General features: G+C 68.6%; 17 protein-coding genes. 11 read left to right on the top strand and 6 right to left on the bottom strand.

The window, feature by feature from the left end; all coding sequences use genetic code 11:
* The first annotated feature begins 3 nt into the window (after positions 1-3).
* From BKH33_RS06400 to BKH33_RS06390, 3 genes are all read left to right on the top strand, one after another.
* Complete coding sequence (locus tag BKH33_RS06400; protein ID WP_076075259.1) at positions 4-1,185, top strand: PqqD family protein; 1,182 nt, start codon at positions 4-6, stop codon at positions 1,183-1,185.
* Between the two features lie 116 nt (positions 1,186-1,301).
* Positions 1,302-3,818, top strand: a complete 2,517-nt coding sequence (locus tag BKH33_RS06395) for a hypothetical protein (RefSeq protein WP_003784907.1) — start codon at positions 1,302-1,304, stop codon at positions 3,816-3,818.
* Positions 3,815-4,960: a thiopeptide-type bacteriocin biosynthesis protein gene (locus tag BKH33_RS06390; RefSeq protein WP_003784904.1), complete on the top strand. Its 1,146-nt coding sequence runs from the start codon at positions 3,815-3,817 to the stop codon at positions 4,958-4,960. The genes BKH33_RS06395 and BKH33_RS06390 overlap by 4 nt, the downstream gene beginning before the upstream one ends.
* A gap of 576 nt (positions 4,961-5,536) precedes the next feature.
* Here the strand turns inward: BKH33_RS06390 and BKH33_RS06385 are convergent.
* The 3 genes from BKH33_RS06385 to BKH33_RS06375 all read right to left on the bottom strand — a co-directional run bounded on the left by BKH33_RS06385 (position 5,537) and on the right by BKH33_RS06375 (position 9,269).
* Positions 5,537-7,237 (bottom strand): ATP-binding protein, encoded by a 1,701-nt coding sequence (locus BKH33_RS06385; protein WP_003784911.1) that lies wholly within the window; start codon positions 7,235-7,237, stop codon positions 5,537-5,539.
* A 170-nt stretch (positions 7,238-7,407) separates the two neighbouring features.
* Positions 7,408-8,853: an adenylosuccinate lyase gene (gene purB, locus BKH33_RS06380; RefSeq protein WP_003784905.1), complete on the bottom strand. Its 1,446-nt coding sequence runs from the start codon at positions 8,851-8,853 to the stop codon at positions 7,408-7,410.
* Between the two features lie 5 nt (positions 8,854-8,858).
* Positions 8,859-9,269 (bottom strand): hypothetical protein, encoded by a 411-nt coding sequence (locus BKH33_RS06375; RefSeq protein WP_003784909.1) that lies wholly within the window; start codon positions 9,267-9,269, stop codon positions 8,859-8,861.
* A 252-nt stretch (positions 9,270-9,521) separates the two neighbouring features.
* On the opposite strand from BKH33_RS06375, the gene BKH33_RS06370 reads away from it, so the two are divergent.
* Positions 9,522-9,983, top strand: a complete 462-nt coding sequence (locus BKH33_RS06370; protein ID WP_076131313.1) for a GNAT family N-acetyltransferase — start codon at positions 9,522-9,524, stop codon at positions 9,981-9,983.
* A 125-nt stretch (positions 9,984-10,108) separates the two neighbouring features.
* Here the strand turns inward: BKH33_RS06370 and BKH33_RS06365 are convergent, their stop codons facing one another.
* The 3 genes from BKH33_RS06365 to BKH33_RS06355 form a co-directional block, all read right to left on the bottom strand.
* Complete coding sequence (locus BKH33_RS06365; RefSeq protein WP_003781305.1) at positions 10,109-10,480, bottom strand: hypothetical protein; 372 nt, start codon at positions 10,478-10,480, stop codon at positions 10,109-10,111.
* An 81-nt stretch (positions 10,481-10,561) separates the two neighbouring features.
* Positions 10,562-11,320 carry a siderophore-interacting protein gene (locus BKH33_RS06360; RefSeq protein WP_003781294.1) on the bottom strand — a complete coding sequence of 253 codons (759 nt, stop codon included), beginning with the start codon at positions 11,318-11,320 and terminating at the stop codon, positions 10,562-10,564.
* Positions 11,321-11,523: 203 nt separating this feature from the next.
* Positions 11,524-12,618, bottom strand: a complete 1,095-nt coding sequence (locus BKH33_RS06355; protein WP_003781301.1) for a DNA cytosine methyltransferase — start codon at positions 12,616-12,618, stop codon at positions 11,524-11,526.
* A gap of 145 nt (positions 12,619-12,763) precedes the next feature.
* Here BKH33_RS06355 and BKH33_RS06350 point away from each other — a divergent pair, with 145 nt between their 5' ends.
* The 7 genes from BKH33_RS06350 (at position 12,764) to BKH33_RS06320 (ending at position 25,868) form a co-directional block, all read left to right on the top strand.
* Positions 12,764-15,598 carry a DUF1156 domain-containing protein gene (locus tag BKH33_RS06350; RefSeq protein WP_003781299.1) on the top strand — a complete coding sequence of 945 codons (2,835 nt, stop codon included), beginning with the start codon at positions 12,764-12,766 and terminating at the stop codon, positions 15,596-15,598.
* 1 nt (position 15,599) lies between these two features.
* Positions 15,600-19,019 (top strand): DUF499 domain-containing protein, encoded by a 3,420-nt coding sequence (locus BKH33_RS06345; RefSeq protein ID WP_076142650.1) that lies wholly within the window; start codon positions 15,600-15,602, stop codon positions 19,017-19,019.
* Between the two features lie 2 nt (positions 19,020-19,021).
* Positions 19,022-20,530, top strand: a complete 1,509-nt coding sequence (locus BKH33_RS06340) for an ATP-binding protein (protein ID WP_076142649.1) — start codon at positions 19,022-19,024, stop codon at positions 20,528-20,530.
* Between the two features lie 3 nt (positions 20,531-20,533).
* A complete protein-coding gene (locus BKH33_RS06335; RefSeq protein ID WP_004564658.1) occupies positions 20,534-21,526 on the top strand; it encodes a PD-(D/E)XK motif protein in 993 nt (330 codons plus the stop codon).
* A gap of 3 nt (positions 21,527-21,529) precedes the next feature.
* The gene (locus BKH33_RS06330) at positions 21,530-24,541 is read left to right on the top strand and encodes a Z1 domain-containing protein (RefSeq protein ID WP_003784235.1); all 3,012 of its coding nucleotides are present in this window, start codon (positions 21,530-21,532) and stop codon (positions 24,539-24,541) included.
* A gap of 79 nt (positions 24,542-24,620) precedes the next feature.
* The gene (locus BKH33_RS06325; protein ID WP_043539606.1) at positions 24,621-25,013 is read left to right on the top strand and encodes a very short patch repair endonuclease; all 393 of its coding nucleotides are present in this window, start codon (positions 24,621-24,623) and stop codon (positions 25,011-25,013) included.
* A gap of 183 nt (positions 25,014-25,196) precedes the next feature.
* Positions 25,197-25,868: an SAM-dependent methyltransferase gene (locus tag BKH33_RS06320; RefSeq protein WP_004564650.1), complete on the top strand. Its 672-nt coding sequence runs from the start codon at positions 25,197-25,199 to the stop codon at positions 25,866-25,868.
* Positions 25,869-26,290: the final 422 nt, after the last annotated feature.

Here is a 26,290-nt window from a genome sequence, read left to right as displayed (position 1 = left end):
CCGATGAGCCCTGGGAGTGCCCCGACGAACCCGATTCCGCGCCTGCGCCGCGGCGTGAGCCTGATCGTCGGGATGGATAACCAGCCGATGCTGTTCGACTCCGACTCGGGCAAGTACCACCGGCTCGGTGCGGCCGCCGCCTTCATCGTCAACCAGTTCGACGGCGTCCGCTCCCTGCCGACCATCATCGAGGAGCTCCCTCAGGACATCGACGAGGCGGGCGCGAAGCGCATCACGAGCCTGGTCGACAACCTGCGCGACAAGAGCCTCCTCGTGGGCAGTGAGCCCGCTCCCGCGGTGCCCGCGGCCCCGGCGCGCACCAGGCGCACCCGAGGACGTCACACCGCCCAGCCCCGTCAGGCCCGCCACCTCAAGGTCGAGAGGCCCCGGCGCAGCGGGGGCTGGTGGCTGCCCCGCATCATCATCGCCCGCAAGTACCACCGGATCGTCGCCCCGATCGTCACCCTGCTCCAGCGCCTGCCGGCCCGCGCGCTCAGCTGGGTCTTCCTGGCGCTGGCCGTCTGCGGGTACGCGGCCGGGGCGATGGTGCTGAGCTCCCTGGCCGGGGGTCCCCGCCCGGGCGTCCTCGTCGTCATCACGGCGGTGGTGATCCAGCTGGTGAGCATCCTGCTGCACGAGTCCTGGCACGCCATCGTTGCCGGCTACCTGGGCACCCCCATCCGGGGGCTGGGGGTGGCGCTCATGTTCTGGGCGATCCCCATCGCCTACGTCGACCGCACCGACTCCTACCGGGTGCGCTCCCGGCGCGGGCTGACCATGCTGGCCCTGGCCGGCATCTTCTCCGACGGCGTCGTCTGCGGTCTGGAGGCGGCCATCGCCTGGGCCTCGACGGGAACGGTGCGCCAGGTGGCCCTGACCCTGTGCGCCTTCCAGCTCACGATGCTCGTCACCAACCTCAACCCCTTCACCCAGTCCGACGGCGTTGCCGCGGTCGAGGCGGCCACCGGCTCGGTCAACCTGCGCGGGCGCTCCATGTTCGTTCTGCGCCGTGTCCTGACCCGTCAGCCCCTGCCACCGGCCCTGGCCGTCATGCGGCCCGCGGTGCGCTGGGGCTACTTCATATACGGGCTTCTGTGCAGCCTTCTTGGTCTCCTGGTCTTCGGGATGAGCGTTGTATGGATAGGCTACTGGCTGTCAGCTCTCTTGAAAGGTTTCCTCCTATGACGCAGCCGGTTCTCTCTCGTGCCGGTGCCTCCCCATCCCGACAGCCGCAGCCCGAATCCGCCGTGACCCCTGGGGAGCCCGTCCCATCCGCTCCATCCTCCGCCGTACCAGCGTCGGTGCCGGCATCGGAGCCGGAGCCTCCGGCCCTGGCGCAGCCCGCCGTGGCCCTGCCGACCCTCGTGCGCCTGGGGGGACTCCCGGTGCGGGCCGTTCCCGAGACCACGGCCGCCGTTACCGGCAACCTGGAGTACCTGCGCCGGCTCGACGAGGTGCTCGACGGCGCCGCGAAGCAGCTGCTCGACCCGCTCTACGAGATCGTCCCCACCCTGGCCAAGACCGAGCGCCGCCCGGTCCTGCGCGCCAAGCGCCGAGTCTTCCAGGGGCGCGCCACCGGACTGTCCGACGAGGTCCTCGCGGCCCTGCCCGCTGAGCTCCGCGCGCTGCTGGAGCGCTGGGATGCCCTGGTGGCCCGCAAGGAGGAGACCCGCGCGCGCCTGGCCGTCCTCGTCGACGTCGACCTGGACCGCAGCCGCGAGCTGCTGGCGGCCGGCCTGGACGAGCCCGGTTACCAGGAGGCCCTGGCGATCGCCGCCCCGGCCCTCGTCTCCACCCTGGCCACTCGCGGCCGCAGGCTCGAGGACCCCCGCGTCCTGCGCACCCTCTACACCCTGGCCACCCGGGCCGCCCTCAAGACCAGCCCCTTCTCGGGGCTGACCACCGTCAACGAGGCGGGCCAGCCCGCTGCCGGGCGCAGCCACCGGATGGTGGCGACCCACCTGGCCTACCGAATCCTGAGCGCCACCGCCCAGGACCTGGCTCCCGACGGCGCCCTCTACCTCGAGCCCACTCCCGTGCGTCGGGCCTTCAGCGCCGGTCCCGGCGCAGGCGCGGCCGGCGCCTACGGTCAGTACCCGCCCGATGAGGCCGAGGCCGAGGCGCTGACCATCGTCGGCGAGCACGAGTACGGCAACGGCATGGTCTTCCGCCAGGAGACCGTCCAGCCCGCCCGCTGGCTCCAGGAGACCCACGACGCCCTGACCGGCGGCGGCATGCACGCCGTGCTCAGCGTGCGCGACGCCTGTGAGCGCGTAGGTGGCGTCGACCCGCGACTGCGCCTGGAACGGCTGCTGGCCTCGGGCGCCGTCGTGCCGCGTGTGCCCTGGTACCGCGGGGAGAACCCCTTCCCGCTGCTGGCCGCCACGCTCTCACCGGACCAGCAGCGCCAGTGGGGCAAGGACCTGGCCTGGCTGGCCCGGCTCGATGACGCCGTCGGCGCCGCTGACGGGCCCGGCCGTGCCGAGCTGCTCAACCGCACGGTGCGCCTGGCCGAGCGCGTCTTCCCCGACGGCGAGCTCGGCGAGCGCCCCAGCGGCTTCCTCTACGAGGACTGCGAGTCGGCCCGCAGCTGGGTCGACCCCCTCGACGACGCCCCCTTCGAGCAGGATGTGAAGACCCTGGGCGAGCTCGCCGACCCGTGGGTGGCCCGCTCCCACATCTACGACCTCATGGTGGCCCGGTTCGTCGCGCTGTTCGGAAGCGGTGGGGTGTGCAAGGACCCGCTCGCCTTCTTCATGACCATCGCCCACGCCCCCGACGGCGACAAGGAGATGCTGCGCGCCGCCGGGCTCGACTACGCCGCCGGCCCCGATACGGAGCGCGCCGCCCTGCCCGGTGGGCTCTCCGGCTCGCCGAGGCACCTGGGCGCCTTCCTCCAGCCGGTGGCCCCCAGCGCCCGGACCTACGCCGCCGGCGGGGGACTGACCGTCGTCAACGCCTTCACCAATGCCAATGGCTCGCTCCAGGCCCGGTTCCACCGGCTCCTGGGCTCCGGCTTCCGGGAGCGCCTGGCCACGCGGATCCGCACCGCCTGGGGCACCGAGCGGGTCCTGGAGATCCAGGCCAGCACCGAGTGCAACACCGGTCAGGCCGTCTCCTGCGGGCTCCTGCCGCCGCTGGGCCTGCCCGGTGAGCCGGGGGCGCCGGACACGGTCCCCCTCAGCTCCCTGCGGCTCGTCCACGACCCGGCTACGAGCACCCTGTTCCTGGCCGACGACGCCGGGCCCGCGGGGCTGGCCTATCTGGGTCTGACTCCCCAGTACCTCCTGGGCGGATACCTGTCCTGGCTGGTGCTGCTGAGCGACCCGTGGTCCCGGCTGCCCCCGTTCGCGGACCACTGGACCAGTCGGCGTCGGGACCTCAACGGGCCCCTGCCCGATGAGGTGATGCACTCCGAGCGGACCGTGGCCGGCCGGCTGGTGACCCGGCGCGAGTCCTGGACCTTCCCAGCGGCGCAGATCGCCCCGCTCATGGACCGCGACCTGACCACGACCCTGCTGCACATGGACGACCTGCGCAAGCAGTGGGGGATACCGACGGAGGTGTTCGTCCACCAGCACATGCCCTCTCAGGGCGCCACCTTCGATCAGCACAAGCCCCGCTACGTGGACCTCACCTCGCCGGTCTCGCTGCTGGCGCTGCGTGGCTGGATCGATCCCGCCGCCGCGCACATCAGCTTCGTCGAGGCCCTCCCGGCCCGCGGCGAGGCCCTGGGTCTCACACAGGACGGTGAGCCCACCGTGGCCGAGTACCTGGTGGGACTCCAGTGGTCCAAGAACCTGGGAGGCATGGCATGAGCACGCATGACGACGCCCAGTCCAGCCGGCGCGAGCAGCGCAACCAGCCCAGCCGGCTCACCCGCTCCCGGCGGCTGCGCTGGCTCGGCGGGCGCTCGCGGGCCGGCGAGCAGGCTGAGCGGCCTGGTCAGGGAGGCTCGACCCCGCAGGTGGGTGGCTCGATCCCGGGGATCCAGCCCCTGGAGATGGCGGCCGCCGACTTCGGCAGCCTGCGCGCCCAGCACAGCTCGGTGCGTCAGCGGGGATCGGCGCTGGTCAACCAGACGGAGGATGTCGGCTGGCTGTACGCGAGGATCTACTGCGCCGGCGGGGACGACACCGACGCCCTGCTGCCCGAGATCGCGCAGTGGCTGGCCCGGGCCCGCGGCCAGTGGGACATCCGCTCGGCGCACTTCCTGCGCTTCGTCGACCTGCGTGGGCACCACATCCGGCTGCGGCTCAAGGCCGTTCAGGGCGTCCTGGACGATGCCTACGCGAGCATGCGCGAGCTGGGTGCCGTGGCCCAGCGGACCGAGGTGCGCACGGTCGAGCGCCTCGTCTCCGACCCGATGACCGGAGGGATCGGCGCCAGCCGGCCCGGGATCGCCTTCGACGTCTACGGCCCCGAGTACGGCAAGTACGGGGGCGTGGCCGGCGTCGAGGAGGCCGAGCGCCACTTCTATGTCTCCAGCCGGTGGTGTCTGGACCACCAGATCTGGCAGATTCCCAGGCCGGTGCCGCGGGCGGCCCTGGCAGCGCGGTTCCTGGCACTGGCGGCCCGCAGCGCGCCGCTGCCTGAGGCCGAGCTGCTCTCCGCGCACCTGCGGATGTGGGGATCGCGCCTGCCCGCGCACCTGCGCGACGGCAGCGCCCTGGGGCCGATCGTCCAGCAGCTGCTGGAGGTCATCGAGTTCCAGTTCGACGAGATCCCCTCCTGGAGCCAGGCGGCCGGGGCCATCGGCGAGCTGGCCGACGACGCCGGGCGCGCCATCGGGGTCATGGGAGCGGGGACCGATGGGCGCCGGGCTCTGGACCTGCTGCACATCGACGTCAACCGGCTCGGTCTCAACCCGGCCGAGGAGTGCGTTGCCGGGCTGTGCGCTCGCCAGCTCCTGGCCGGAGGCGCCGTGCCCCCGGCCCAGCCCTCAGCCGCCGTCGGGTAGCCACGCGCGTCGCCCTGCCTTTGAAGCCTGGAGCGCGCCGAGGTGTCCACGCAGCGGACATGAACACTGCACCGACCTCGCATCCTGAGAAGAAACCTTGGAATTCCAACGGTTCACGCCGGGCGCCTCGACGGCGGGCTCGTTGGTGTCCGCTATGTGGACACCAGGTCGCCGGCGTGATCGAGTCCAGGGCCGGGGCTGTAGCTTTTGCCGCCCTGCCCCGCCTGGCTCCTGTCCTCCTCCTGGACTGGGGTCAGGTGGCACTGACGCATCATCGGCTCCGGCCTACCTCCGCCTCGGGCCGGCCTACTGAACGAGGGCGGGGGTGTACTGGCCAAGGGTTGTGCATACTGCACGAACCCCCGCACCTCATGGAGTACACCCGACCCTTCCCCAGTAGCGCCCGACCCTCGTGCAGTGCGGGCGGGGCGCCTGGGGCGGCCGGCGTCTCTCGGTGTTGGTCCCCGGTCGGTGACTCCCGGCCAGTGCGCCCTGCCGGCGTCTCCCGGTCTGGGCCTGATCTGCTTGCGAGCCCTCAGTCGTCCAGGTGAAAGACGATCTCGATGGGTGCGCCTATCAGGTTTGGTGGTACGTGGTGGTGGTGTCACCCCGACGGCCGTCTTTCTCAACGAATCCGGCCTCCTCGAGATGCTTGAGCGCGTACGTCACCTGGCGTGGGGACAGGCGTGTGGCCTCGACGATCTGCTGGCGCGTGCGCGGCCCGTTCTCAAGACAGGCCCAGACGGCGGGCGCGTTGGTGGACAGGGTAGAGATCTCTGGGGGAACAGTGAGCTCCTTGATGCCGGAAGCCGGTCGAGCGCCGTCGGAGGTCAGGACGTAGGAGGTGGAGCCGCGTTGTCCTCGGGCCTCTGCATAGCCTTGGTTCACCAGTTCTTGGAGCTGACGACGGGCCTGCTGGGAGTCGCAGCCGAAGCGACGGCGATAGGAGGAGTTCGTCCATGACTTTCCGTGCCGCATCTCGACCAGTGCGTGGCGCTGCTCGACGCCGAGGTCGTGGGCTTCAAGGCCGGACAGCCAGGTGAGATCCTCGGGTGAGAGGAGCGCGCTTCGGGGGAGCAGAGCCGTGAAGCGCACGCCGGTGTCCTGAAAGCGGACGGGCTCCATGTCCGCCTCTCGCAGGGCGCGCCGGACCTCCCGAATACCGGAGCCCAATCCTTCGATCACGCGCCGTCCCTCGTAGTCCGTGGCGAAGGTGCAGACGGTGTAGAGGTGCTCGTTGACCGCAGACTTTCCGTCTCGTGTACCGAGCTGATCCACACTCAGCCCCCACAGACCACCTGGGCTGGAGATGATGAGGCGGTCGTGCAGCAGACGAATCTCAATCGCTTTCGAGAGCGCGGGCTCGGAGAGGTCTCGGTGGACGAGAGCGTTGGCGATGAGCTCGCGAACCGCGATGAGCGGGAACTCGTGGACATCGCGGCCGTGTCCGTCATCCCCGAACCGGATGCGTGTCTGCGTGGTGCGTGCGACCCAGTCGACGGCGTCGGTGAGCATCTGCGGCAGGGGGCCCGCGATCGTGAGTCGATCCGTTGCCCTGACTGTGTCGTTCGTGTCGGTGACGGCGGCTGTGATGGACAGGCCGGGGAACTGCCTCTGGGGATAACGGCCCAGCGCGTACAGCCCTGCTCGGGTCGTCTCTCCGTCCTCGGTGAGGATATTCAGATTTACGAGGACCTCGGCGTCGGGTTGGCCGCTAAGCGCGGTGGAGCCAGTACGAACCGCTCGGAGAAAGCGCTGAACCAGATCGTTGTCGAGGCTGTCCACGGAGGTACCGGGAACGGCAACGGAGTCCTGCCGGGGACGTTGGTGGCGCAGAAGGAGCTGCTGCTCCTCCTGCTGCGACATGCGGTAGTCGCCGTCGTACTGGCGGAGGTACGCCGCCCCCGTCTCCTTCCACCGGCATGGCTTGCTGTTGACGGGAGCTTCCTGCACGTTGGCAGCGATGACGGTCTTGCCCTCAACGATGATGGCGTGCGTATCGACAGCGATCTCGGTGGAGAAGCCCTGACGGGCCTGTGAGACGAGGGCTTGCCGGAGCTTGTGTGGGTCCTGGACTCCGACGACGGAGACTGGATCCTCGCTGACGCCCAGGAGGACGGTGCCGCCTCCGGGAAGGTTCGCGAAGGCCGACAGCGTGGGTCCGAGGGCGCTGCGGGAGTACTCGGAGAACGTCTTCGCCTCGATCTCAAGGCAGTCGCCGCCCTCCAGCGCCAAACGAGCGAGGGCTTCTGTGAGGTCATTCAGATCGACAATCACATGTCGATTGTACATAAAGTGTCGATGAAGGGCTCCATAGTGTGCATGAAGTGTCTATGAGGTGTCCATGAAGGGTCGCAGAGTGTCGATGAAGGGCCCGGAAGTGTCTATGAAGGGGATGCTGCCCGGCCGACGGTTCCGGCGCCGTCGGCTGATCGGCCGGCGGGGCCTCAGTCGTCCAGGTGGGAGACGAGCTCGGCGGCCAGGCCCGTGTAGGTGGCGGGCGTCAGGGCGAGCAGTCGTGCCTCGACGTCGTCGGGCATGCCCAGCCCGGAGATGAACTCGCGCATGCCCTCGGGCGTGACCTTCTTGCCGCGGGTGAGCTCCTTGAGGCGCTCATAGGGGTCGGCCATGCCTGTGGCCCCGGCGACAGCGGCCGCCCGCATGGCCTGCTGGACAGGTTCGCCGAGCACCTCCCAGGTCGCCTCGAGGTCCTCCTCCAGACGGGTGCGGTCGACGTCGAGCCCGGCCAGGCCGCGGCGGATGTTGTCGACGGCCAGCAGCGAGTGCCCCAGGGCCACACCCACGTTGCGCTGTGTGGTGGAGTCGGTGAGGTCGCGCTGGAGGCGGGAGGTGACGAGCGTGGCGGCCAGCGTGTCCAGCAGCGAGCAGGAGATCTCCAGGTTGGCCTCGCCGTTCTCGAAGCGGATCGGGTTGACCTTGTGCGGCATGGTCGACGAGCCGGTGGAGCCCTGCGCACTCAGGCGCTGGTGGAAGTAGCCCAGCGAGATGTAGGTCCACACGTCCGTGGCCAGGTTGTGGGCGATCCGGTTGAAGCGGGCGACGTCGGCGTAGAGCTCGGCCTGCCAGTCATGGGACTCGATCTGGGTGGTCAGCGGGTTCCAGGTCAGGCCCAGGTGCTCGACGAAGCCGCGGCCCACCGCCTGCCAGTCAGCGCCGGGAACGGAGACGACGTGCGCGCCGAAGGTTCCGGTGGCGCCGTTGATCTTGCCCAGGTACTCGGTGGCCTCGACGCGGCGCACCTGACGGCGCAGCCGGTGGGTCAGGACCGCCAGCTCCTTGCCGAGCGTGGTGGGGGTGGCCGGCTGGCCGTGCGTGCGGGCCAGCATGGCGGCGTCGGCGTAATCGTGGGCCATGGCGGCCAGGTCCTCGACCAGTCCTCTGGCTGCCGGCAGCCAGACCTGCTCGATGGCGGCGCGGATGGTCAGGGCGTAGGAGAGGTTGTTGATGTCCTCGCTGGTGCAGAAGATGTGGACGATCTCGCCGACCGTGGGCAGCGCGGTGGGGCCGCCGTCGGCGCCGACGACGCCGGGGGCCTGGGCGGCCGCGGCCAAGCGCCGCTTGAGGAGGTACTCGACGGCCTTGACGTCGTGGCGGGTCTCGGCCTCGATGGCGCCGAGCTCGGCGATCTCCTGGGCCCCGAAGTCCTCGACGACGCCGCGCAGGTAGGCCTTCTCCGTCTCACTCAGGCGAGGGGCGCCGGGTAGGACGCCGCCGTCGGTGAGATGGATGAGCCACTCGACCTCGACCTGCAGGCGGGCTCGGTTGAGCGCGGCCTCGGAGAGGTGGTTGACCAGCGGGGCGGCGACGGCGCGGTAGCGGCCGTCCAGGGGGCCCAGGGCAATGGCGGGGGAGACGATGGAGAGGTCGACCATGCCGCTTATTGTGGCAGGTTGCCGCCGATCTCTGCGAGAGGAGCCGTCGGGGTGGTGGCGAAGACGGGCTGTGAGGCGGGCTTGCGCCGGCGGTAGGCGTTCACGATCACGTAGAGCAGGACGCCGGCTGCCGGCAGGTTGATGGCGGCCGCGGCGTCGTGGTTGTAGACGCCGTAGCCGAGCAGGGCGATCGCCAGCCCGAGGCCGATGACGGCCAGTGCGAGGACCGAGGGGCCGGGGATGCGCTGGGACGGCTCGGCCCGCTGAACGTGCTGGGCCTGGAGGAGGATGAGACTGACCGTCAACAGGCTCAGGGGCGTCAGGAGGGAGGTTTGCCAGCCGAACAGGCCGCCACCGATGGTGAGGGCCAGGACGGTGGTGGCAAGCGTGAAGACGACTGAGGGGAGGAGTCGCATGGTAGATGACCTCGTAGGGGCGGACATGGTGGGGAATGGTATGACCAGGTGAAATCCTGCCGGATCCTTGTGGCATTTTCAACAATCGGTCCGTCATTACTGATGGGGAGCGCTGCCCGGGTGCCGTCAACCTGTACGGCAGGTCGGTCCTGTATCCCTGAAATTGGCTCTGACCAGAGAAAATCCAATGGCATCTGTGATGTCATAAGTGCTGTGTCGCCCAGAGATCACGAGCCCATGGAGGGAGCGCGGATGTCGACGAGACCAACGGTCAGACGGCTGGTGGGGGAAGACCTGGCCAGTGAGCAGATGCTGGCGCTTATGCGCGAGGCTGCGGGACTGCCCGTCGTCGAGCTGCGCAGGATCATTGCTGAGGAGCTAGCGCTCATGGAGGTCGTGGGCACGGGTCTGCAGGGTGCGCCCACGTCGGTAGCCGCCTACGTGTCTCGACCCGATGGCGTCGTCCTGGAGTACATCGCTGTGGCTCCGGAGTTGCGTGGCGGCGGGGTTGGGCGGGTGCTCGTCGATGCCCTGGCTGGTGGGGCTGAGCCGGTCGTCGCCGAGACCGACGACGACGCCGTCGGCTTCTACCGGGCGCTCGACTTCGATATCGGTCCTGCGCCGTCGGACCCGCGTTGGCCGGGGCGCCGCCGCTACCGATGCGTGCGGCGGCCCCTCCCCCGAACGGCACGTGCCGAGAACTGCGATTCCTGACGACGACGTACTTCTCCCGCAGATGACTGAGGTCTGTTCCCAGTCATCTGCGGGAAGACGCAGTCCTCGCGGCGGAAGTACGTTCTCGATCGACCTCGTCGAGGAGTCTGGTGGCCGGGGCCGGCTTATCGGGGCGAGGGATTGCTTGCGGCGACCTCACGGGGCCGCCGGTCCCTCAGGCTGCGCACCAGGACGTAACCCAGCAGAACCAGTTCGGGCAGGATGAGGAGCGCGACGACGTCGGACCGGTAGAGGCCGCGCGCGAGAACGAGCCCGGAGAGGACGAGTCCGGCGATCCCCAGCAACCGGATTCCCGACGGCGACAGGTTGCGTTCGCCCGGATCTGAGGTCTGGGCTTGCAGCAGAACCAGGCCGAGCAGGAGCATGCACAGCGATGTGTTGAGGCTGCTGAACTGCCACCCGAGAAACAGGTTCCCGATTGAGGTGACCAGGACGGTCAGGGTAAGGACAAGAATGGCGAGCTTGATGAGTCGCATGTAGAGCACCTCGGTGAACAGATCGCGACGATGAACGGCTCCAGGATAAGTCCGCTCCTCGCCCGGTGCCGCCTCCTCGGGTCAGGTCTCGGAGGCCACGCCCATGGCGCGGCCGCGGATCCAGTAGGCCTGGTGCTGGATGCTGCGTCGGCTCATGCCCGAGGCGACCAGGTGGCGCCGCACCGCCTTGGTGGCGTCGCTCTCCAGCGCGATCCAGACCCAGTCGAGCGAGATGTCCCCGGTGTCCGCCCACAAGGTGTGGTCGACGGCGGCCAGCAGCCTGTCGTCGGAGATCTCGGGGGCCAGTCGGATGAGCTTGTGCTCGCGCGCGGCCAGGGGCAGGTAGCCGGCCTCGGGGGCCAGCATGATGACCGTGGCCAGGCTGCCCGCCGGGGCAGCGTTGACGGCGTCGGCGAGAGCGGGGGCGGAGGCGCGGTCGCCCACCAGCAGCATCCGGTCGCCGTGAGACGGCGAGCGATAGCTGGTGCCGCCCATGACCTGGACGGCCACGGTGGCCCCGGGCCTGACCTGTTTCGACCACTGCGACGCCGGCCCGTCCGGCTCGTGGTGCAGGAACAGGAGCGTGGCGCTGGCCTGAGCCCGGTTGATGCGGGTGAGCGTGTAGGCGCGCTGATACTCCCGGCCGCCCTGCGGGATCCACATGCGCACCCAGGCGGTGGGTGGCAGGTTGGGGCCTCCGGCACCCAGAAGGCTCGGGCTCTGCACGGTCAGCTCCGTGTAGGGCGGGAGATCGCGCACTCCGGTGACCGTGAGCCTGTGCTCCGGCACGCGCAGCGCCTTGAGCACCGCACCCTGGAATCCCCGTCCTCCACGTGCCATCTGCGTGTCCGTCTCCTGATGATCTGATCTCTTTCCAAGGCGAACCTTAACTGGAGCAGATGTGAACTCGCTTGGGACGGTCCGCCCGAAAAAGGGCGGAAAATGTCGGGAAAATGCCGCAAGAACGCCGATGGCGCCCAGGACTGATCCTGTTGGTCCGAGCTGCCTGGAGTGCACGACTGCCCCAGTACTCGGGCTCGCCCTCAGAATTGTGCGAGGACTTGCCGCGCGATGGCGGCACCCAGTGGGATGGGGACGGCGTTGCCGATCTGCCGGGCGATGGACGTGCGGGAGCCGATGAATCGGTGCGTGTCTGGGAATCCCTGGAGGAGCGCCGCCTCGTAGTGGGTGATGGCTCGGTTCTCCACGGGATGGAGGTAGCGGCCCTTCTCCGGCTTGAAGAACTCGGTCCGGATCGTCACGGAGGGCCGGTCCCAGTGCAGGCGCCCCATGACGTCCATGGATCCGGAGGTGTGCCGGAGCCAGCAGGGGGCCTTCAAATTGTCCGGGAGATTCGCCCGATTCCCGCCCTCGGGGATCTTCGCGAAGCGCTCGAGTGAGATGTCGCTGTAGCCCCGGGAGACGTGCAGCTCCCGGGGGGAGAAGGCGCCGGGCACCCGCCGTGAGCCGACTCGGGTGCGGAGCTGGTCGAAGCGCTCGTCCATGTCGGGCTGCGCGGGCACGCCCAGCAGCGTCTGTCGCACCGTCCGGTACGGGGGCAGGTCGCCGCCCCCGTCGGGTGAGTGCGTGGGCTCCGGGAACCCGGGGACGGCCATGTCGTAGCGGTGCCCGATGAGGACGGCGCGCCTGCGCGCCTGCGGGGCGCCGTAGTCGGCGGCGTTGAGGACGCGGAAGTCGAAGGAGTAGTCCTCGAGGAACTCCCCGGGCCGGGTGGCGGCCAGGAAGTCCCGGTACTGGGGCGACTTCCCGAAGGCGGGCACGTTCTCCACGACGAAGTACTTGGGCCTGGCCCTCTGAATGACCTGGGCGTACTGCTCCCAGAGCCGGTTGCGGGCGTCCTCCGCGTCCCGCTTGCCGAGCGTGCTGAACCCCTGGCACGGGGGACCGCCGACGACGACGTCGACGCCGGCGGGGATCGTCCCCTCGGCGAGCCAGTCCTGGATGGCGCCCGCGTAGACATCCGTCTTGGGGAAGGTCGCGCGGTAGGAGGCGGCGGCCTCCGGGTCCATCTCGACTGCGGCGATGCTGCGGAAGCGCGACGACGCCGTGTGGAAGCCCGCGGTGAGACCTCCCGCCCCGGCGAAGAGGTCGAGGACGCGGATGGTGCGGGCAGTCATGGAATCAGGGTAGCCGGCCGGTACGACACCGAATCGAGGCTCACCGTCAGTTCAAGGGTGTGATTCGTGTCGGAGGGCGGTCGTAGGATGTTCCCGTTCACACCCGCGGAGAATTCCCCGTTCTCCGTCGACAGGAAGGACTCCCGTGCCCAGGAAGCTCATTGAGGTGGCGCTGCCTCTCGACGCCATCAACCAGCAGTCCGCTCGGGAGAAATCCATCCGCAAGGGGCATCCCTCCACACTGCACCTGTGGTGGTCCCGCAAGCCCACGGCCACCTCGCGCGCCGTGCTCTTCTCCCAGCTGGTCGACGACCCCTCCGAGCGCTACGAGGAGTTCCTGGAGGCGGCCCGGGCCGAAGGCGAGGCCGACCCGGAGTCCGCCGCGGAGCGGGCCGTGGAGGCGGAGCGCCGCCGCCTGTTCACCCTCATCACCCGCATGGTGAACTGGGACAACATCGGCGATGAGCACCTCATGCGTGAGATCAGGGAGGAGATCCGGCGCTCCACGGGGGAGGAGCCCCCCGCGGTCCTCGACCCCTTCGCCGGAGGCGGTTCTATCCCCTTGGAGGCCCAGCGGCTCGGCCTGGAGGCGCACGCCTCCGACCTCAACCCCGTGGCCGTCCTCATCAACAAGGCCCTCATCGAGATCCCGCCGCGCTTCGCCGGCCGAGCCCCGGTCTTCCCCGGCGCCGACGACGGCACGCGCAGCTGGCCCGGCGCGCACGGCCTGGCCGAGGACGTGCGCCGCTACGGGGAGTGGATGCGTGAGGAGGCCTGGAGGCGCATCGGCCACCTCTACCCGTCGGCGCAGTTGCCTGACGGCTCGACGGCGACCGTCATCGCCTGGATTTGGGCACGGACCGTCACCTGCCCCAACCCGGCCTGCGGCATCGAGACGCCCCTCGTCTCGAAGTGGTGGCTGGGGAAGAAGAAGGGCAAGGAGGCCTACATCGTCCCGACGGTCGTCGATGGCCACGTCGAATACTCCATCGGCCACGATCCCAAGCTGGCGCCGACGAAGCAGAACGATGGGACCATTTCCGGAGGGAAGGGGCGCTGCCTGGCCTGCAGCTCCCTGATCGACAGCGCCTATATTCGTCAGCAGGCCGTAACCCGGGGGTTGGGGCATCAACTCATTGCGATTGCGGCAGAGGGTGATCGGCGAAGGGAGTATCTAGAACCGACTGGGGAACACAGCGAGGCGGCGTTGAGTGTTCCACGCCCCGTCGACGTCCCCAGTCAGGAGGTGCCCACGCGTAATCATGACGTTGACCGGCTTCCGATGTACGGAATGCCGACCTGGAGCGATGCCTTCACCAAGCGTCAGCTGACTGCGCTGACCACCTTCTCGGATCTGGTGAGCGAGGCGCGCGAGCAGGTGCTGCGGGACGCTCTCGCCAGCGGGATGAGCGAGGGGGAACGCCTCGAAGCGGGAGGTGTTGGCGCAACCGCCTATGCAGATGCGGTGACGACGTATCTCGCGTTTTCTCTGGATCAGATTATTGGTGCGAATGCGTCTGTGTGCACATGGGATGCGAGTCCGTCGAAAGAAACTGTTCGTGATGTATTCGCTCGACAGGCTATACCGATGAGTTGGGATTTCGCTGAGGCGAATCCTTTTGCTGGTTCCAGGGGTGACTTCGAGAAATCGGTTGGGCGTATTTGTGAAGTTTTAGGGCGTCTTCGTGTTGCTAGCTTTGTTGGATTTGCTGCGCAGTCTGATGCGGCCGACAGAAGTTATTTTAACTCCGTTGTATCAACAGATCCGCCGTACTACGACAATATCGGCTACTCCGACCTCTCCGACTTCTTCTACGTCTGGCTGCGTCGCTCCCTCAAGGACGTCCACCCCTCCCTCTTCTCCACCATGCTCGTCCCCAAGGCCGAGGAGCTGGTCGCCAACCAGTACCGTCACGGCGGCCGGGACGGGGCGAGGGACTTCTTCGAGGACGGCTTCCGCACCGTCTTCGCCAACGCCCGTCGGAGCGCCAACCGGGACTACCCGATGACGGTCTACTACGCCTTCAAGCAGTCGGAGACCAGCGTCGATGGACGGACATCCACGGGCTGGTCCACGATCCTCGAGGGCATGATCCGCTCCGGCTGGAGCATCACCGCCACCTGGCCCATGCGCTCCGAGCTGGGGAACCGCATGGTGGCCTCCGGGACCAACGCCCTGGCCTCCTCCATCGTCCTCGTGCTGCGACCCCGTCCCGAGGACGCCCCCATGACCGACCGCCGCAGCCTCATGCGCGAGCTGCGCCGCACTCTTCCCGAGGCCGTCGAGACCCTGCGCAGCGGTGGTATCGCCCCCGTCGACCTCGCCCAGGCGGCCATCGGCCCCGGCATGAGCGTCTTCTCTCGCTACGCCCGCGTCATCAGCCCCGACGGCACCGACATGAGCGTCTCCGAGGCCCTCACCCAGATCAACGCCGTGCTCGACGAGGTCCTCGGCGAGCAGGAGGGCGACCTCGACCCCGACACCCGCTGGTGCCTCACCTGGTTCGACGCCCACGGCTTCACCGAGGGCCCCTACGGGGAGGCCGAGACCCTCGCCTCCGCCCGCAACGCCTCCATCGACGCCCTCAAGCGCTCCGGCGTCCTCACCTCCGGCGGCGGCCGCGTCGGCCTCATCGCCCCCGCCGACCTCCCCGACGACTACGACCCCCGCACCGACGACCGCATCTCTCACTGGGAGGTGGTCCTCCACCTCGCTCGGGCCCTCGACCGGCGCGGCATCGATGAGGCTGGGAGGCTCCTCTCCGCCGCCGACGAACGCGGCCTGGATGCTGACATCCTCCAGTCCCTCGCCTACCGCCTCTACTCCCTCGCCGAGAAGCACGGCTGGACCGAGGCCGGCCTCCTCTTCAACGCCCTGGGCGGCTCCTGGCCGGAGATCGCCGCCGCGGCCCGGACCGCGGAGAGCACCGGCTCGGACATCCAGACCGCACTCGACCTCGACACCCTGGAGAACCACTGACATGTCCGCCACCTCCAACCGGGACCGCATCGGCCGGGCCATCGAGATCCTCTCCGGGGCCCTGGAGCCCTGGATCGCCGTCGCCGTCGCCCCGAAGCTGCCCGCCGCCAGCACCTGGACCGACCTCCTCGCCTGGAAGGACGGCAGGCCGGATCGGACCTACGAACCCGCCGACCCCCAGTGCCAGCTGCGCATCATCACCGAACGCATCGGGAACCTCGGATTCCTCTTCAGCGGGATCCTCTCCCGCGGTGAGCAGAACCTCGCCGGCGAGCTGCGCGAGGTCCGCAACAAATGGGCGCACAACAGCCCCTTCAGCATGGACGACACCTACCGCGCCCTCGACACCGCCGAGCGCCTCCTGCGGGCCATCAACGCCCCCGCCGAGGCCGACCAGGTCCGCGCCATGAAACGGGACGCGCTGCACTCCACCTTCGACGCCGCCACCAGGCGCGACACCCGGGCGAGTGCCGTCGCCATGCCCGGCCTCGGGGAGAACGGCCTCGCACCCTGGAAGGACGTCGTCCGCCCCCACCCCGACATCGTCTCCGGCAGCTACGGCCAGGCCGAGTACGCCGCCGACCTGCACCAGGTCGCGCACGGGGAGAGCAGTGAGGAGTACGGCGACCCCGCCGGCTTCTTCAAGCGCACCTACCTCACCGAGGGGCTCAAGACCCTCCTGACCATGACCGCCCGGCGGCTGTCCGGGGACCCCAACGCCCAGGCCGTCATCAACCTTCAGACCACCTTCGGCGGCGGCAAGACCCACTCCATGCTCGCCGCCTGGCACCTGGCCGGCCCGACCCCGCTCAAGGACCTCACCCAGGACGTCCAGGAGCTGCTCGCCGACACCGAGATCCCCGAGGACGTCAGGCGCGTCGCCATCGTCGGCAACGAGATCTCCCCCGGGCAGCCCACCACCAAGCTGGACGGAACGGTCGTTCACACCCTGTGGGGCGAGCTCGCCTGGCAGCTCGGCGGCGCCGAGGCCCACGAGCTCATCGCGCAGGCCGACCGCACCGGCACCAACCCCGGTGCCGCCCTGCGCACCCTCATCAGCCGCCACACCCCCGCCCTCATCCTCATCGACGAGTGGGTCGCCTACGCCCGCGGCCTGTACCGGCGCGACGGCCTGACCGGCGGCAGCTTCGACACCCAGTTCACCTTCGCCCAGGAGCTCACCGCCGCGGTCCAGGGCACCCCCGGGGCCCTCCTCCTCGTCTCCATCCCCGCCTCCGACATCCGCCAGGACGGCACCGTCACCCGCGCCTCCGAGCTCGAGATCGGCGGCGACGGCGGCCGCGAGGCCCTCCAGCGGCTCCAGCACGTCGTCGGACGCGTGGCCCACAACTGGAGCCCCGCCACCTCCGGGGAGAGCTTCGAGATCGTGCGCCGGCGCCTGTTCACCGACCTCGACGCCGAGGCCCTCCGCAAGCGCGACGCCACCATCAAACGATTCGTCGACTACTACCGGGGGCAGCGCGGCGAGCTGCCCTCCGAGACCTTCCAGCCAGACTACGAGCGGCGGCTGCGCGAGGCCTACCCCATCCACCCCGAGCTGTTCGACCGGCTCTACGGCGACTGGTCCTCCCTGGAACGGTTCCAGCGCACCCGCGGCGTCCTGCGCCTCATGAGCGCCGTGGTCCACTCCCTGGTCCAGGCCGACGATGACGCCCCCCTCATCATGCCGGGCTCCATCCCCTTCGACGACGACGCCGTCCGCGACGAGATCGCCGGCTACCTCGACGACGCCTGGCGCACCATCATCGAGACCGACATCGACGGCGAGAACGCCACCCCCCTGCGCATCGACAGGGAACGAGAGCTGTTCGGACGACGGGCACTGACCCGGCGCATCGCCCGCACCCTGTTCCTCGGCTCCGCCGCCACCCTCGACACCGCCCACAAGGGCATCGACCGTCAGCGCCTCTTCCTCGGCGTGGCCATGCCCGGGGACACCCTGGGCAACTTCGGCTCCTCCCTGCAGATGCTCACCGACCGAGCCACCTACGTCTACAACCAGGGGACCCGGAGCTGGTACGACCGGCAGCCGTCGATCAACCGGATGGTCGTCGACCGGGCAGCCTCCCTCGACACCGCCGACGTCGCCCGGGAGGCGGTCGACATGCTCAAGGGAATGGCGGCGGGTGCCCGCGTCCCCGAGTTCGCCCATGTCATCGTCGCCCCGGCATCCACCGGGGACGTCCCCGACAAGCAGGAGACGACACTGGTCATCCTCGGCCCGGACTGCACGGTCGCCGCCAGGAACGGGCGGAGTTCGCAGGTGACCGGGCCCGGCAGGGAGTTCACCGAGGAGCTCCTGCACCATCGCGGCTCCGCGCCCCGCAACCATGTCAACACCCTCATCACGGTCGCCCCCGACGAGGGGCGGTGGGCCGAGGCCGAGCAGGCATTGCGCATCCACATGGCGTGGTCGGAGATGGCGAAGGAGGAGTCGATCCGCGACCACGACCTCACGCTCAGCCAGGCCGAGCAGGCACGCCAGAAGAGGCGGGACACCCAGAGCGTCGCCGAGCGCTCCGTGGCGGGTGCGTGGATCTGGGCGCTCCACCCCGTCCAGGACGACGGCGGCCGCCCCTTCAAGATCGAGCCGATCAAGATCGAGGGGGACGAGCAGCGGATCGCCGTGCGCGCCGGCCTCAGGCTCGGCAAGCAGGACATCGTCCTGACCGACATCACCCCGACGGCCGTGGCCCTTGAGCTCGGGGGGACGAACCTTCGTGCCCGATGGAACGGGGGCAGGATCACCGTCGGCGAGCTGTGGTCCTACTTCACCCGTTACCCCTACATGCCGCGCCTCCGGGACCGGAGGGTGCTGGAGAAGGCCGTCGCCTCCGTCATGGATGACATCGGCTGGGAGAGCGTCGGCTTCGCCCTCGCCGCCGACTACGACACCGAGCGGGGCGACTTCCTCGACCTGCGCCTCCCGCTGGAGGACGAGGCGCCGAGGATCACCGATACGACCCTTCTCGTCGCCCCCGCGCTCGCCCGTGCGCAGCGCCGCCGTGAGGAGGAGGAGCGGAGGATTGCCGCGGCCGCGGGGTCGCGCGAGCCCGGACCCGCCGACGACACGGGCGCCGCACCCGACGCCACCGTGACCCGATCCGGCTCCCACCGCGACGGGCGCGCCGTCCCCCCGGCACCCGAGCCGCAGCCCGTCGCCAACTCGAGATTCGAGGGAGTGGCCGAGCTGGACCCCGGGAAGGACATCGCCGCCCAGCTCGCGCTGCTGGCCGATGAGGTCATCGCCCACCTGAAAGCCGGCGGCGCGGACAGCCTCAACATCGAGGTCTCCATCGACGCGACCCGTTACAACGGATTCGATGCCGACACCGTGCGCACGGTCGCGGAGAACGCCCGCACACTCGGTCTTAAACCGGGCCGATTCAACGAGGGGTGACCATGGAGGACATCGCCGCGGTCTCCTCCCGGACCGTTCCGCCCGACCCGTCCATCGCGGACGCCCTGGGAGCCCATCACGAGCTCCCCACGGCGCTCGCCGACCTCGTCGACAACTCCATCGACGCAGGAGCCTCACAGGTACGCATCCGCATCCTCACCGATGACGACTACGTCACCGGCATGCTCGTCATCGACGACGGCCACGGCATGGACGAGGCCGGCATTGATGCAGCCATGGCCCTCTCCCGCCGTCGTGACTACGGCGAGACGGACCTGGGCCACTACGGGCTCGGACTGAAGGCCGCCTCCCTGAGCCAGGCCGACACCCTCGACGTCTACGCCCGGGCCATCGGGGGCGTTCCCGTCGGCCGGCGCATCACGAGGGAGGAGCCCACCCTCGTGCAGAGCCTCGACGCCGGTCAGGTGGGCGAGGTCCTCGAGGGGTCCCTGGTGCGCATGACCGATGCCGCGCCGCTGAGCGGGACCGTCGTCCGCTGGCGGGGGTTCCGTACCGCGGTGGTCGCGCCGGACCGGGACGAGCGGCGCTCCTGGCTCAGCCGACTCGTCGAGAGCATCCGCGGTCACCTCGGACTCGTCTTCCACAGGATCATCGCCCGGGGGGACGTCGAGATCGCCGTCGACGAGTACGACCTCGGCCTGGGACGGGCGGGGTCCGTGAGACGAGTGCGGGCCCTCGATCCGCTCGCCCTGGATGCCTCTGCCGCGCATCCATACCGACTCGCCGGTGAGGTGGGCGAGGTCCCCTTCGACCTGACCGCCGTCATCCTCAAGGGCGCCGTGCTCGAGGCCCCGGGAGTCGAGGCCTCACGGAGGCTCTCCCCGGCCGAGGGCGGCCAGGGACTGTACGTCTACCGCAATGACCGCCTGCTGCAGCTGGGCGGCTGGAACTCCATCATCGACGGCGGTCGGGACTACGCGAACCTGCGCATCTCCCTCGATGTCGGAGACGCGCTGCTCGACGTCGTCCGGATCAACCCGGAGAAGAGCGGCGTCGTCCTGGAACCGGAGATGGGACGGGCCGTCCACGCCTCCGTGGGGCAGGACATCGGAACCTTCTCAGCGCTCCTCGCCTCCGCCCGCAGTGCGGCCACCGAGGGGCGCCGGAGGGAGCCGCGCCCGATCCGACTGGTCGAGCCGCGCGGAGGCCTCAGCCGGGACGTCTACGACGCCATCCAGGACTCCGTCGAATTCGCCGACGCCGAACCCATCAGGATCCGGTGGGAGCGCCTGCCGGAGAACGGCCTGGTCGAAGTGGACCACGAGCAGCGCCTGCTCAAGATCAACGAGCGCCACCGGCGAGTGTTCTCCACCAGCAGCGACCCCCAGGACGCCCCGCTGCTCAAGACCCTCGTGTTCCTGCTCTACTCGCGTTTCTTCGAGGGGGCCTACCTGGGTGGGCGGGAGAAGCGTGAGATCGAGGCCTTCGAGAGAATCATCGAGACCGCCCTCGCCGACGAGCTCCGGCGTCGCGGCGCCCAGAAGGAGTAGAGGATGAACGAGCATCCCGACGACCGAAACGCGTTGACCCCGGAGACCCTGGCCGCCTACTTCGACGCCGGGCACCCCGCTGAGCAGCGTCTCGCCGAGGAGCCCCTCTGCGTCCTGGGCATCGACCCTCCTCGCGGGGAGCTGACGCTGCGCACACCGGCGACGGGCTCGGACATCGACGTCTCCGCCTACCGGATGATCCGCACCGACATCGTCGAGGAGCCGGGGGACGAGACCGTCTGGTTCCGCGTCACCGTCGAGGCCAAGGGCATCGAGTACGAGGCCTACTCCCTCCTCCAAGCAGTCACCGACCAGCTCCAGCAGGGCGACGACCTGGAGCGGGCGCTCCACGTGGCGCTCGACGCCTTCCGAGGACTGCTCGCGCGCGCACCGAGGCTGAGCGAGGACCAGGAGATCGGGCTGTTCGGTGAACTGGTGGCGCTCGATCGGCTCATCGACGGAGTCGGGGAGACGAAGGCGCTGGCAGCCTGGCTGGGGCCGCGGGCAGAGGAGCACGACTTCGTCCTCGGCGAGGCCGACGTCGAGGTCAAGACCACCCGCAGTGAGCGACGCATCCACGTCATCCACGGCCTCGGCCAGCTGACCCCCACACCGGGGCGGCCGCTGCATCTCATGTCGGTGCAGGTGACAGGAGCCGGTGCGGCCGGCAACGGGGAGACCCTCCCCGAGCTCATCGAGCGCATTCGCCGGCGGCTGCGGTCCGGGCGCACGGACTTCGACGACAGACTCACCGACTGCGGATGGGAGGACGCCCAGGCCGACCGGCTCTACACGACGCGCCTCCTGGTCCGCAGCGAACCTCGTTTCTACACCGTCGATGAGGCCTTCCCGGCGATCACCTCCGCAGGACTCTCCCGGATCGTGACCCGCCCCGAACTGGTCCGCAGCATCGACTACCGGATCGACGTCACCGACCTCGAACCCGAGGGGACCGCACCCGCCGAGTTCACCACCGCACCCACGCACAAGGACTGAGACATGAGCATTGACAAGTACGACCGGGCACTTGAGCAGGCGCTCACGGGCATGGACGAACCGATGGACTTGCACAACATTGTGTCGGCCTTCCTCCAGGTCGCTGGGGAGAGGATCGAACGGGAAGAGCTCGCTGAGCTCATCCTGGGTGCTGATCGCAACGCCCCGGGAAGAAGGACGTTCCACCTCCGGCTCAGCATGTGGGACGCGGAGAGCGATGCTGCTTGGACTGGCGGGACTGCCGCCCGCACCCCTGAACGGCGGGCGGTCGTCATGAAGCGGCTCGGAGTGAACGACGACGTGGCGTCTCGCATCAACGAGGCCTTCCCGGTCTTTATCGATAGGACGATGGTCATCGCCGCATCCGACAGGGAGCCCTGGTACGACGAGGAGCGGCGACGGGCGCACCACTTCTACTGGGACGGCTACCGGTCACTGCTGGAGAAGAGGCTGCCGCCTGAAGCAGTGGCGAGCATCGACTCGGCCACCACCGACATCGTCGGCCGCCTCGCCGATCCCTCACGGGCTGAGGCCTACCAGTCGAAGGGGCTGGTCGTCGGTCACGTCCAGAGCGGCAAGACCGCCAACTTCACCGGTGTCATCGCCAAGGCCATCGACGCGGGTTACCGGCTCATCATCGTGCTCACCGGAACTGTGGAGATCCTGCGCTCCCAGACCCAGCGCCGACTCGACATGGAGCTCATCGGGAGGGAGAACATCCTCGGGGGAATCAGTGAGGAGGACGAGGACCTCCTGAAGGACGTCGACTACGTGAGCACCGATGACGTCGACTGGAAGGCGGGGCGATTCGTCTCCTACGGTCCCGGATTCACCGAAACGGGTGTTCCGGCCATCTGTCGCCTGACCGGCGCTAAGGATGACTACAAGCTACTCAAGGCCGGTCTTGATACGCTCGATCCGCGGGCCGCGCATGAGCTCAGTAATCCCGCACGGCCCATGTGGCACGTGGACAACATCCATCGGACCCGCGTACGCATCGCCGTCGTCAAGAAGAACAAGACCGTGCTCGGCAAACTGGTCAATGATCTGCGACGCATCAAGGCGCCATTGAACGAAATTCCAACACTCATCATTGACGATGAGGCCGATCAGGCCTCGGTCAACACGGTCAAGCCGGACAGCGCCGGAACGAGGAAAAAGCGCACCGCGATCAACCGGCTCATCGCTGAGCTCATGCGCCGGCTCAGCCGCGCCCAGTACGTCGGCTACACCGCGACACCCTTCGCGAACGTCTTCGTCTCACCGGAGGACGCCGAGGACATCTTCCCCCGCGATTTCATCGTGAGCCTGAGCGCCCCGGAGGCATACCGGGGAGGTCGGGCCTATCACGACTTCGAGGATCTCAACGATGAGGAGAAGAATGATCCGGCCGTCTCGAACGAGAAGGCCTTCGTCCGCAGTCTGAGCGGTGACGACGACACCAATCCGCAGCGTGTGGAGGAGGAGCTGCGCGAGGCCCTGAACGCCTTCGTGCTCACCGGGGCGATCAAGCTGTGGAGAGCGACGAGAAGACCCGCGCTGGAGGGGGCCTTCCGTCACCACACGATGCTGGTGCACGAGTCCGTCAAGCAGACGGAGCACGCCGAGCTCGGGGATCGGATCCGCCGCCTGTGGCAGCAGGCGGGATACGGGTCCCCCGTATCGAATGATGCGCTGCGCAAGCTCTTCGATAAGGACTTCGCCATCGTCTCCGCCGCTCGGCAGTGGGAGGGCGACCTGCCCCTTCCGGAATCCTTCGAAGACGTGGCTCCATTCATCGGCGAGGTGCTCGACCTCGTCATGGCCGGCGCCACCGACCCGGTCGTCATCGTCAATGGTGACAAGGACCAGCAGTACAACCAGGTAGACTTCCAAAGGGATCGGGTCTGGCGAATCCTCGTCGGCGGCACGAAGCTCAGTCGGGGGTTCACCCTCGAGGGGCTGACCATCACTTATTTCAAGCGCAGGTCGACTCAGGGGGACGCCCTCATGCAGATGGGGCGGTGGTTCGGCTACAGGCGTGGATACCCTGATCTGGTGAGGCTGTACATGGCCAGAAGTGTCAAGGGGGCCGGGGAGGCGATGTATGACCTCTACGAGGCATTCGGGGCGATCATGCGGGATGAGGAGCAATTCCGTGAGCAGCTCGCGATTTTTGCCAGAGTTGATGAAGAAGGTCGCCCCCTCATCCGTCCCATCGATATTCCGCCATTGGTGTTCCAGCATTTGCCATGGTTGCTTCCCACGAGTCGTAACAAGATGTACAATGCGAAGAAGATGTACAATAGTAAACTTAGTTTTGGTGGTATCGGCGGTAAGCTTCAGGACTTCCCGCGCCAACCTGAGCGGGGGAGCGGAGAGACGAATGCGAAGCACTTCGCACTCGTTCGGCCGTGGTTCGAGCGTGACTTGTTCGGACCGATTGAGTCCTTCAATTATCTGGACCCGAGGACCAAGCGTATGGGGAAGTTCGATGGGCGGGTCGCCGTCGTTACTGCCGAGGAAATGTTTGCGGTTCTGAAGGGTTTCTCTTGGATGGAGCAGTTCGACTTCTTCCCTCATCTGGAGATGATACGTCGGGCGATGCTCGAAGGAAAGCTTGAGGACTGGGCGGTTCTTCTTCCTGTACTCGAGAGTGTGTCAGAGAAAACCGTCGAAGGAATAAAGCTCCGCGTGCTCAAAAGAACTCGTCGTTCTCGTGGGGGTTTCTCTGGAAGTTCATTCCGTCAGCGTGACGCTATTGAGGCCATGGCTGGAAATCCAGATAGTTCGGGTGGAGTGTCGGCCGAAGCGTACTGCACAGGGAAGCGAGGGGCGATGCTGCTTACATTCGCCGCAGACCCGAAAATTGGAGGCGAGCGTGACCCTAGAAAGCTTCCGAATAGGATGGAGTCTAAGGATGTTGCTACGATCTTTTCGTTTGCTATTCCCCATTCTGCGGCACCTAAGGGCAGGATTGCCTTTACGGTAGAACGTCCGGATAGGAGCGATGACCCCGTCGTCGACGCCGACTGAGCCGGAGAGGTCGCAGCCGCGGCGGCCGGGACGGGCCGATGCCCCGTCCTGGGCGTCGACGCCGGGCGTGGCCAGGTCCATGCGTGCCAACATGCACCGGGACACCAAGCCCGAGCTCGCGATCCGGCGACTGCTGCACGCCCGGGGCCTGCGCTACCGCGTGGACATGGCGCCATGGAGCAACAAGCGCCGGCGGGCGGACATCGTGTTCACCCGCCGGCGCGTGGCCGTATTCATCGACGGCTGCTTCTGGCACGGGTGCCCCGAGCACGCGACGATGCCGGTGACGAACGCCGGCTACTGGCGCCCGAAGCTCGCGAGGAACATCGAACGGGACCGAGAGACCACCGCGATGGCCGAGGCGGAGGGGTGGACGGTGCTGCGGATCTGGGAGCACGTCCCGCCCGAGGAGGCCGTGCGGCTCATCGTCCGGGCCCTCGACGAAGGCGAAGAGCCCAACGGGCGCCCGTGAGCCCCAGCAGCCTCAGGCCATCGGGTCCCAGCTGGGCAGCATGATGGGCTCGGTCTCCAGGGCGGCGCGGACCTCGTCCGGCAGGCGGCGGGCGTGTACGGACCGGCCCGGTCGCCGGTGGGGCCGTCGGAGCGCTTCACTGCGCGACCTGCTGCGTGAGCCGGCACCGCCTAGGATCGCACCATGACGTCCTCCCGCCATCAGCCCTCCGAGCCGCCGTCCGACGCCGGTCACCACGCCTCGAGCTGGGAGGAGCGCTACGCCTCGGTCGAGCAGCTCTGGTCGGGCCGCCCCAATAACTGGCTGCCCGAGCTCGCCGTCGACTGGGAGCCCGGAGCCGCCCTGGAGATCGGCTGCGGCGAGGGCGCTGATGTCCTGTGGCTGGCCGAGCACGGCTGGCGAGTGACCGGCCTGGACCTGTCCGCCACCGCCGTCGCACGCCTGAGTCGAGAGGCTGAGCGCCGTGGGGTCGCCTCACGAGTGACCGGCCGGGTGCACGACGTCGAAGCCGGCCTGCCGGAGGGGCCCTTCGACCTGGTGACGAGCTTCTACGTGCACGGCGGGCCCGAGGAGGGCTCCCTCGACCTCGTCGCCCTCCTGTCCGACGCCGCCGCCCGCGTCGCCCCCGGCGGGCGCCTGCTCACTGCCGTGCACGCCGTCAACCCGCCCTGGCACAGGCACCACGCCCGGACCTACGCGGCCGGCGAGCTGGTGACGGGCCTGGCCGAGGCGACGGCGGGCTGGGAGGTCGTCGTCGCTGAGGAGCGCCAGCGCCGGGTCACCGGGCCTGACGGCCAGGAGGACAGCCGGGCCGACGCCGTCGTGTGCCTGCGCCGGCCGCCCGCCTCGGTTTGATGAAGAGGCCTTGGGAAAGGGCCTGAAGAAGTGCCGGAATAACCTGAGCGACAGCCGGAATGTGGCACAGGCAACGTGGAAATGGCGGAATGGCGCCTATTTCTCAGCATGTTCATAGGGGTTTCCGGGGGGTCCGCTCAGGATCGGTCGGTTACATGGTTACTACCGCCGGACGGAACCGGTCACGAGGGTTGGGGAGCCCGATGACTGGCAGGTCTCCGAGTTCGGAACGGGTCTTAGGGAGCCCGGACCGAGCGCTCTGGCGAAGGAGGATCCACCTCCCCGGCCTTATGGGAAGCCGGGTCGCAGGAGGACCTCGCGAGGCTTGGGCCCGCGATCCGGGAAACCGGATCGCGGGCCGAGTCCTTTTCTGAGTGGATGCGCGCAGCCGAGGAGCGGGCCGGGAGGACCAGCGCCCCGTT

Origin of the sequence: Actinomyces naeslundii (genome assembly GCF_001956585.1) — a bacterium.
GTDB lineage: Bacteria > Actinomycetota > Actinomycetes > Actinomycetales > Actinomycetaceae > Actinomyces > Actinomyces naeslundii.
Note: the sequence above shows the minus strand (reverse complement) of the source record. Positions and strands in the feature narration are given on the sequence as shown.

Coding starts and splice junctions, on each gene's coding strand:
- BKH33_RS06400 (WP_076075259.1), top strand. CDS start 4: ATGAGCCCTGGGAGTGCCCCGACGAACCCGATTCCGCGCCTGCGCCGC.
- BKH33_RS06390 (WP_003784904.1), top strand. CDS start 3,815: ATGAGCACGCATGACGACGCCCAGTCCAGCCGGCGCGAGCAGCGCAAC.
- purB (WP_003784905.1), bottom strand. CDS start 8,853: ATGGTCGACCTCTCCATCGTCTCCCCCGCCATTGCCCTGGGCCCCCTG.
- BKH33_RS06375 (WP_003784909.1), bottom strand. CDS start 9,269: ATGCGACTCCTCCCCTCAGTCGTCTTCACGCTTGCCACCACCGTCCTG.
- BKH33_RS06370 (WP_076131313.1), top strand. CDS start 9,522: ATGTCGACGAGACCAACGGTCAGACGGCTGGTGGGGGAAGACCTGGCC.
- BKH33_RS06365 (WP_003781305.1), bottom strand. CDS start 10,480: ATGCGACTCATCAAGCTCGCCATTCTTGTCCTTACCCTGACCGTCCTG.
- BKH33_RS06360 (WP_003781294.1), bottom strand. CDS start 11,320: ATGGCACGTGGAGGACGGGGATTCCAGGGTGCGGTGCTCAAGGCGCTG.
- BKH33_RS06355 (WP_003781301.1), bottom strand. CDS start 12,618: ATGACTGCCCGCACCATCCGCGTCCTCGACCTCTTCGCCGGGGCGGGA.
- BKH33_RS06345 (WP_076142650.1), top strand. CDS start 15,600: ATGTCCGCCACCTCCAACCGGGACCGCATCGGCCGGGCCATCGAGATC.
- BKH33_RS06340 (WP_076142649.1), top strand. CDS start 19,022: ATGGAGGACATCGCCGCGGTCTCCTCCCGGACCGTTCCGCCCGACCCG.
- BKH33_RS06335 (WP_004564658.1), top strand. CDS start 20,534: ATGAACGAGCATCCCGACGACCGAAACGCGTTGACCCCGGAGACCCTG.
- BKH33_RS06330 (WP_003784235.1), top strand. CDS start 21,530: ATGAGCATTGACAAGTACGACCGGGCACTTGAGCAGGCGCTCACGGGC.
- BKH33_RS06325 (WP_043539606.1), top strand. CDS start 24,621: ATGCGTGCCAACATGCACCGGGACACCAAGCCCGAGCTCGCGATCCGG.
- BKH33_RS06320 (WP_004564650.1), top strand. CDS start 25,197: ATGACGTCCTCCCGCCATCAGCCCTCCGAGCCGCCGTCCGACGCCGGT.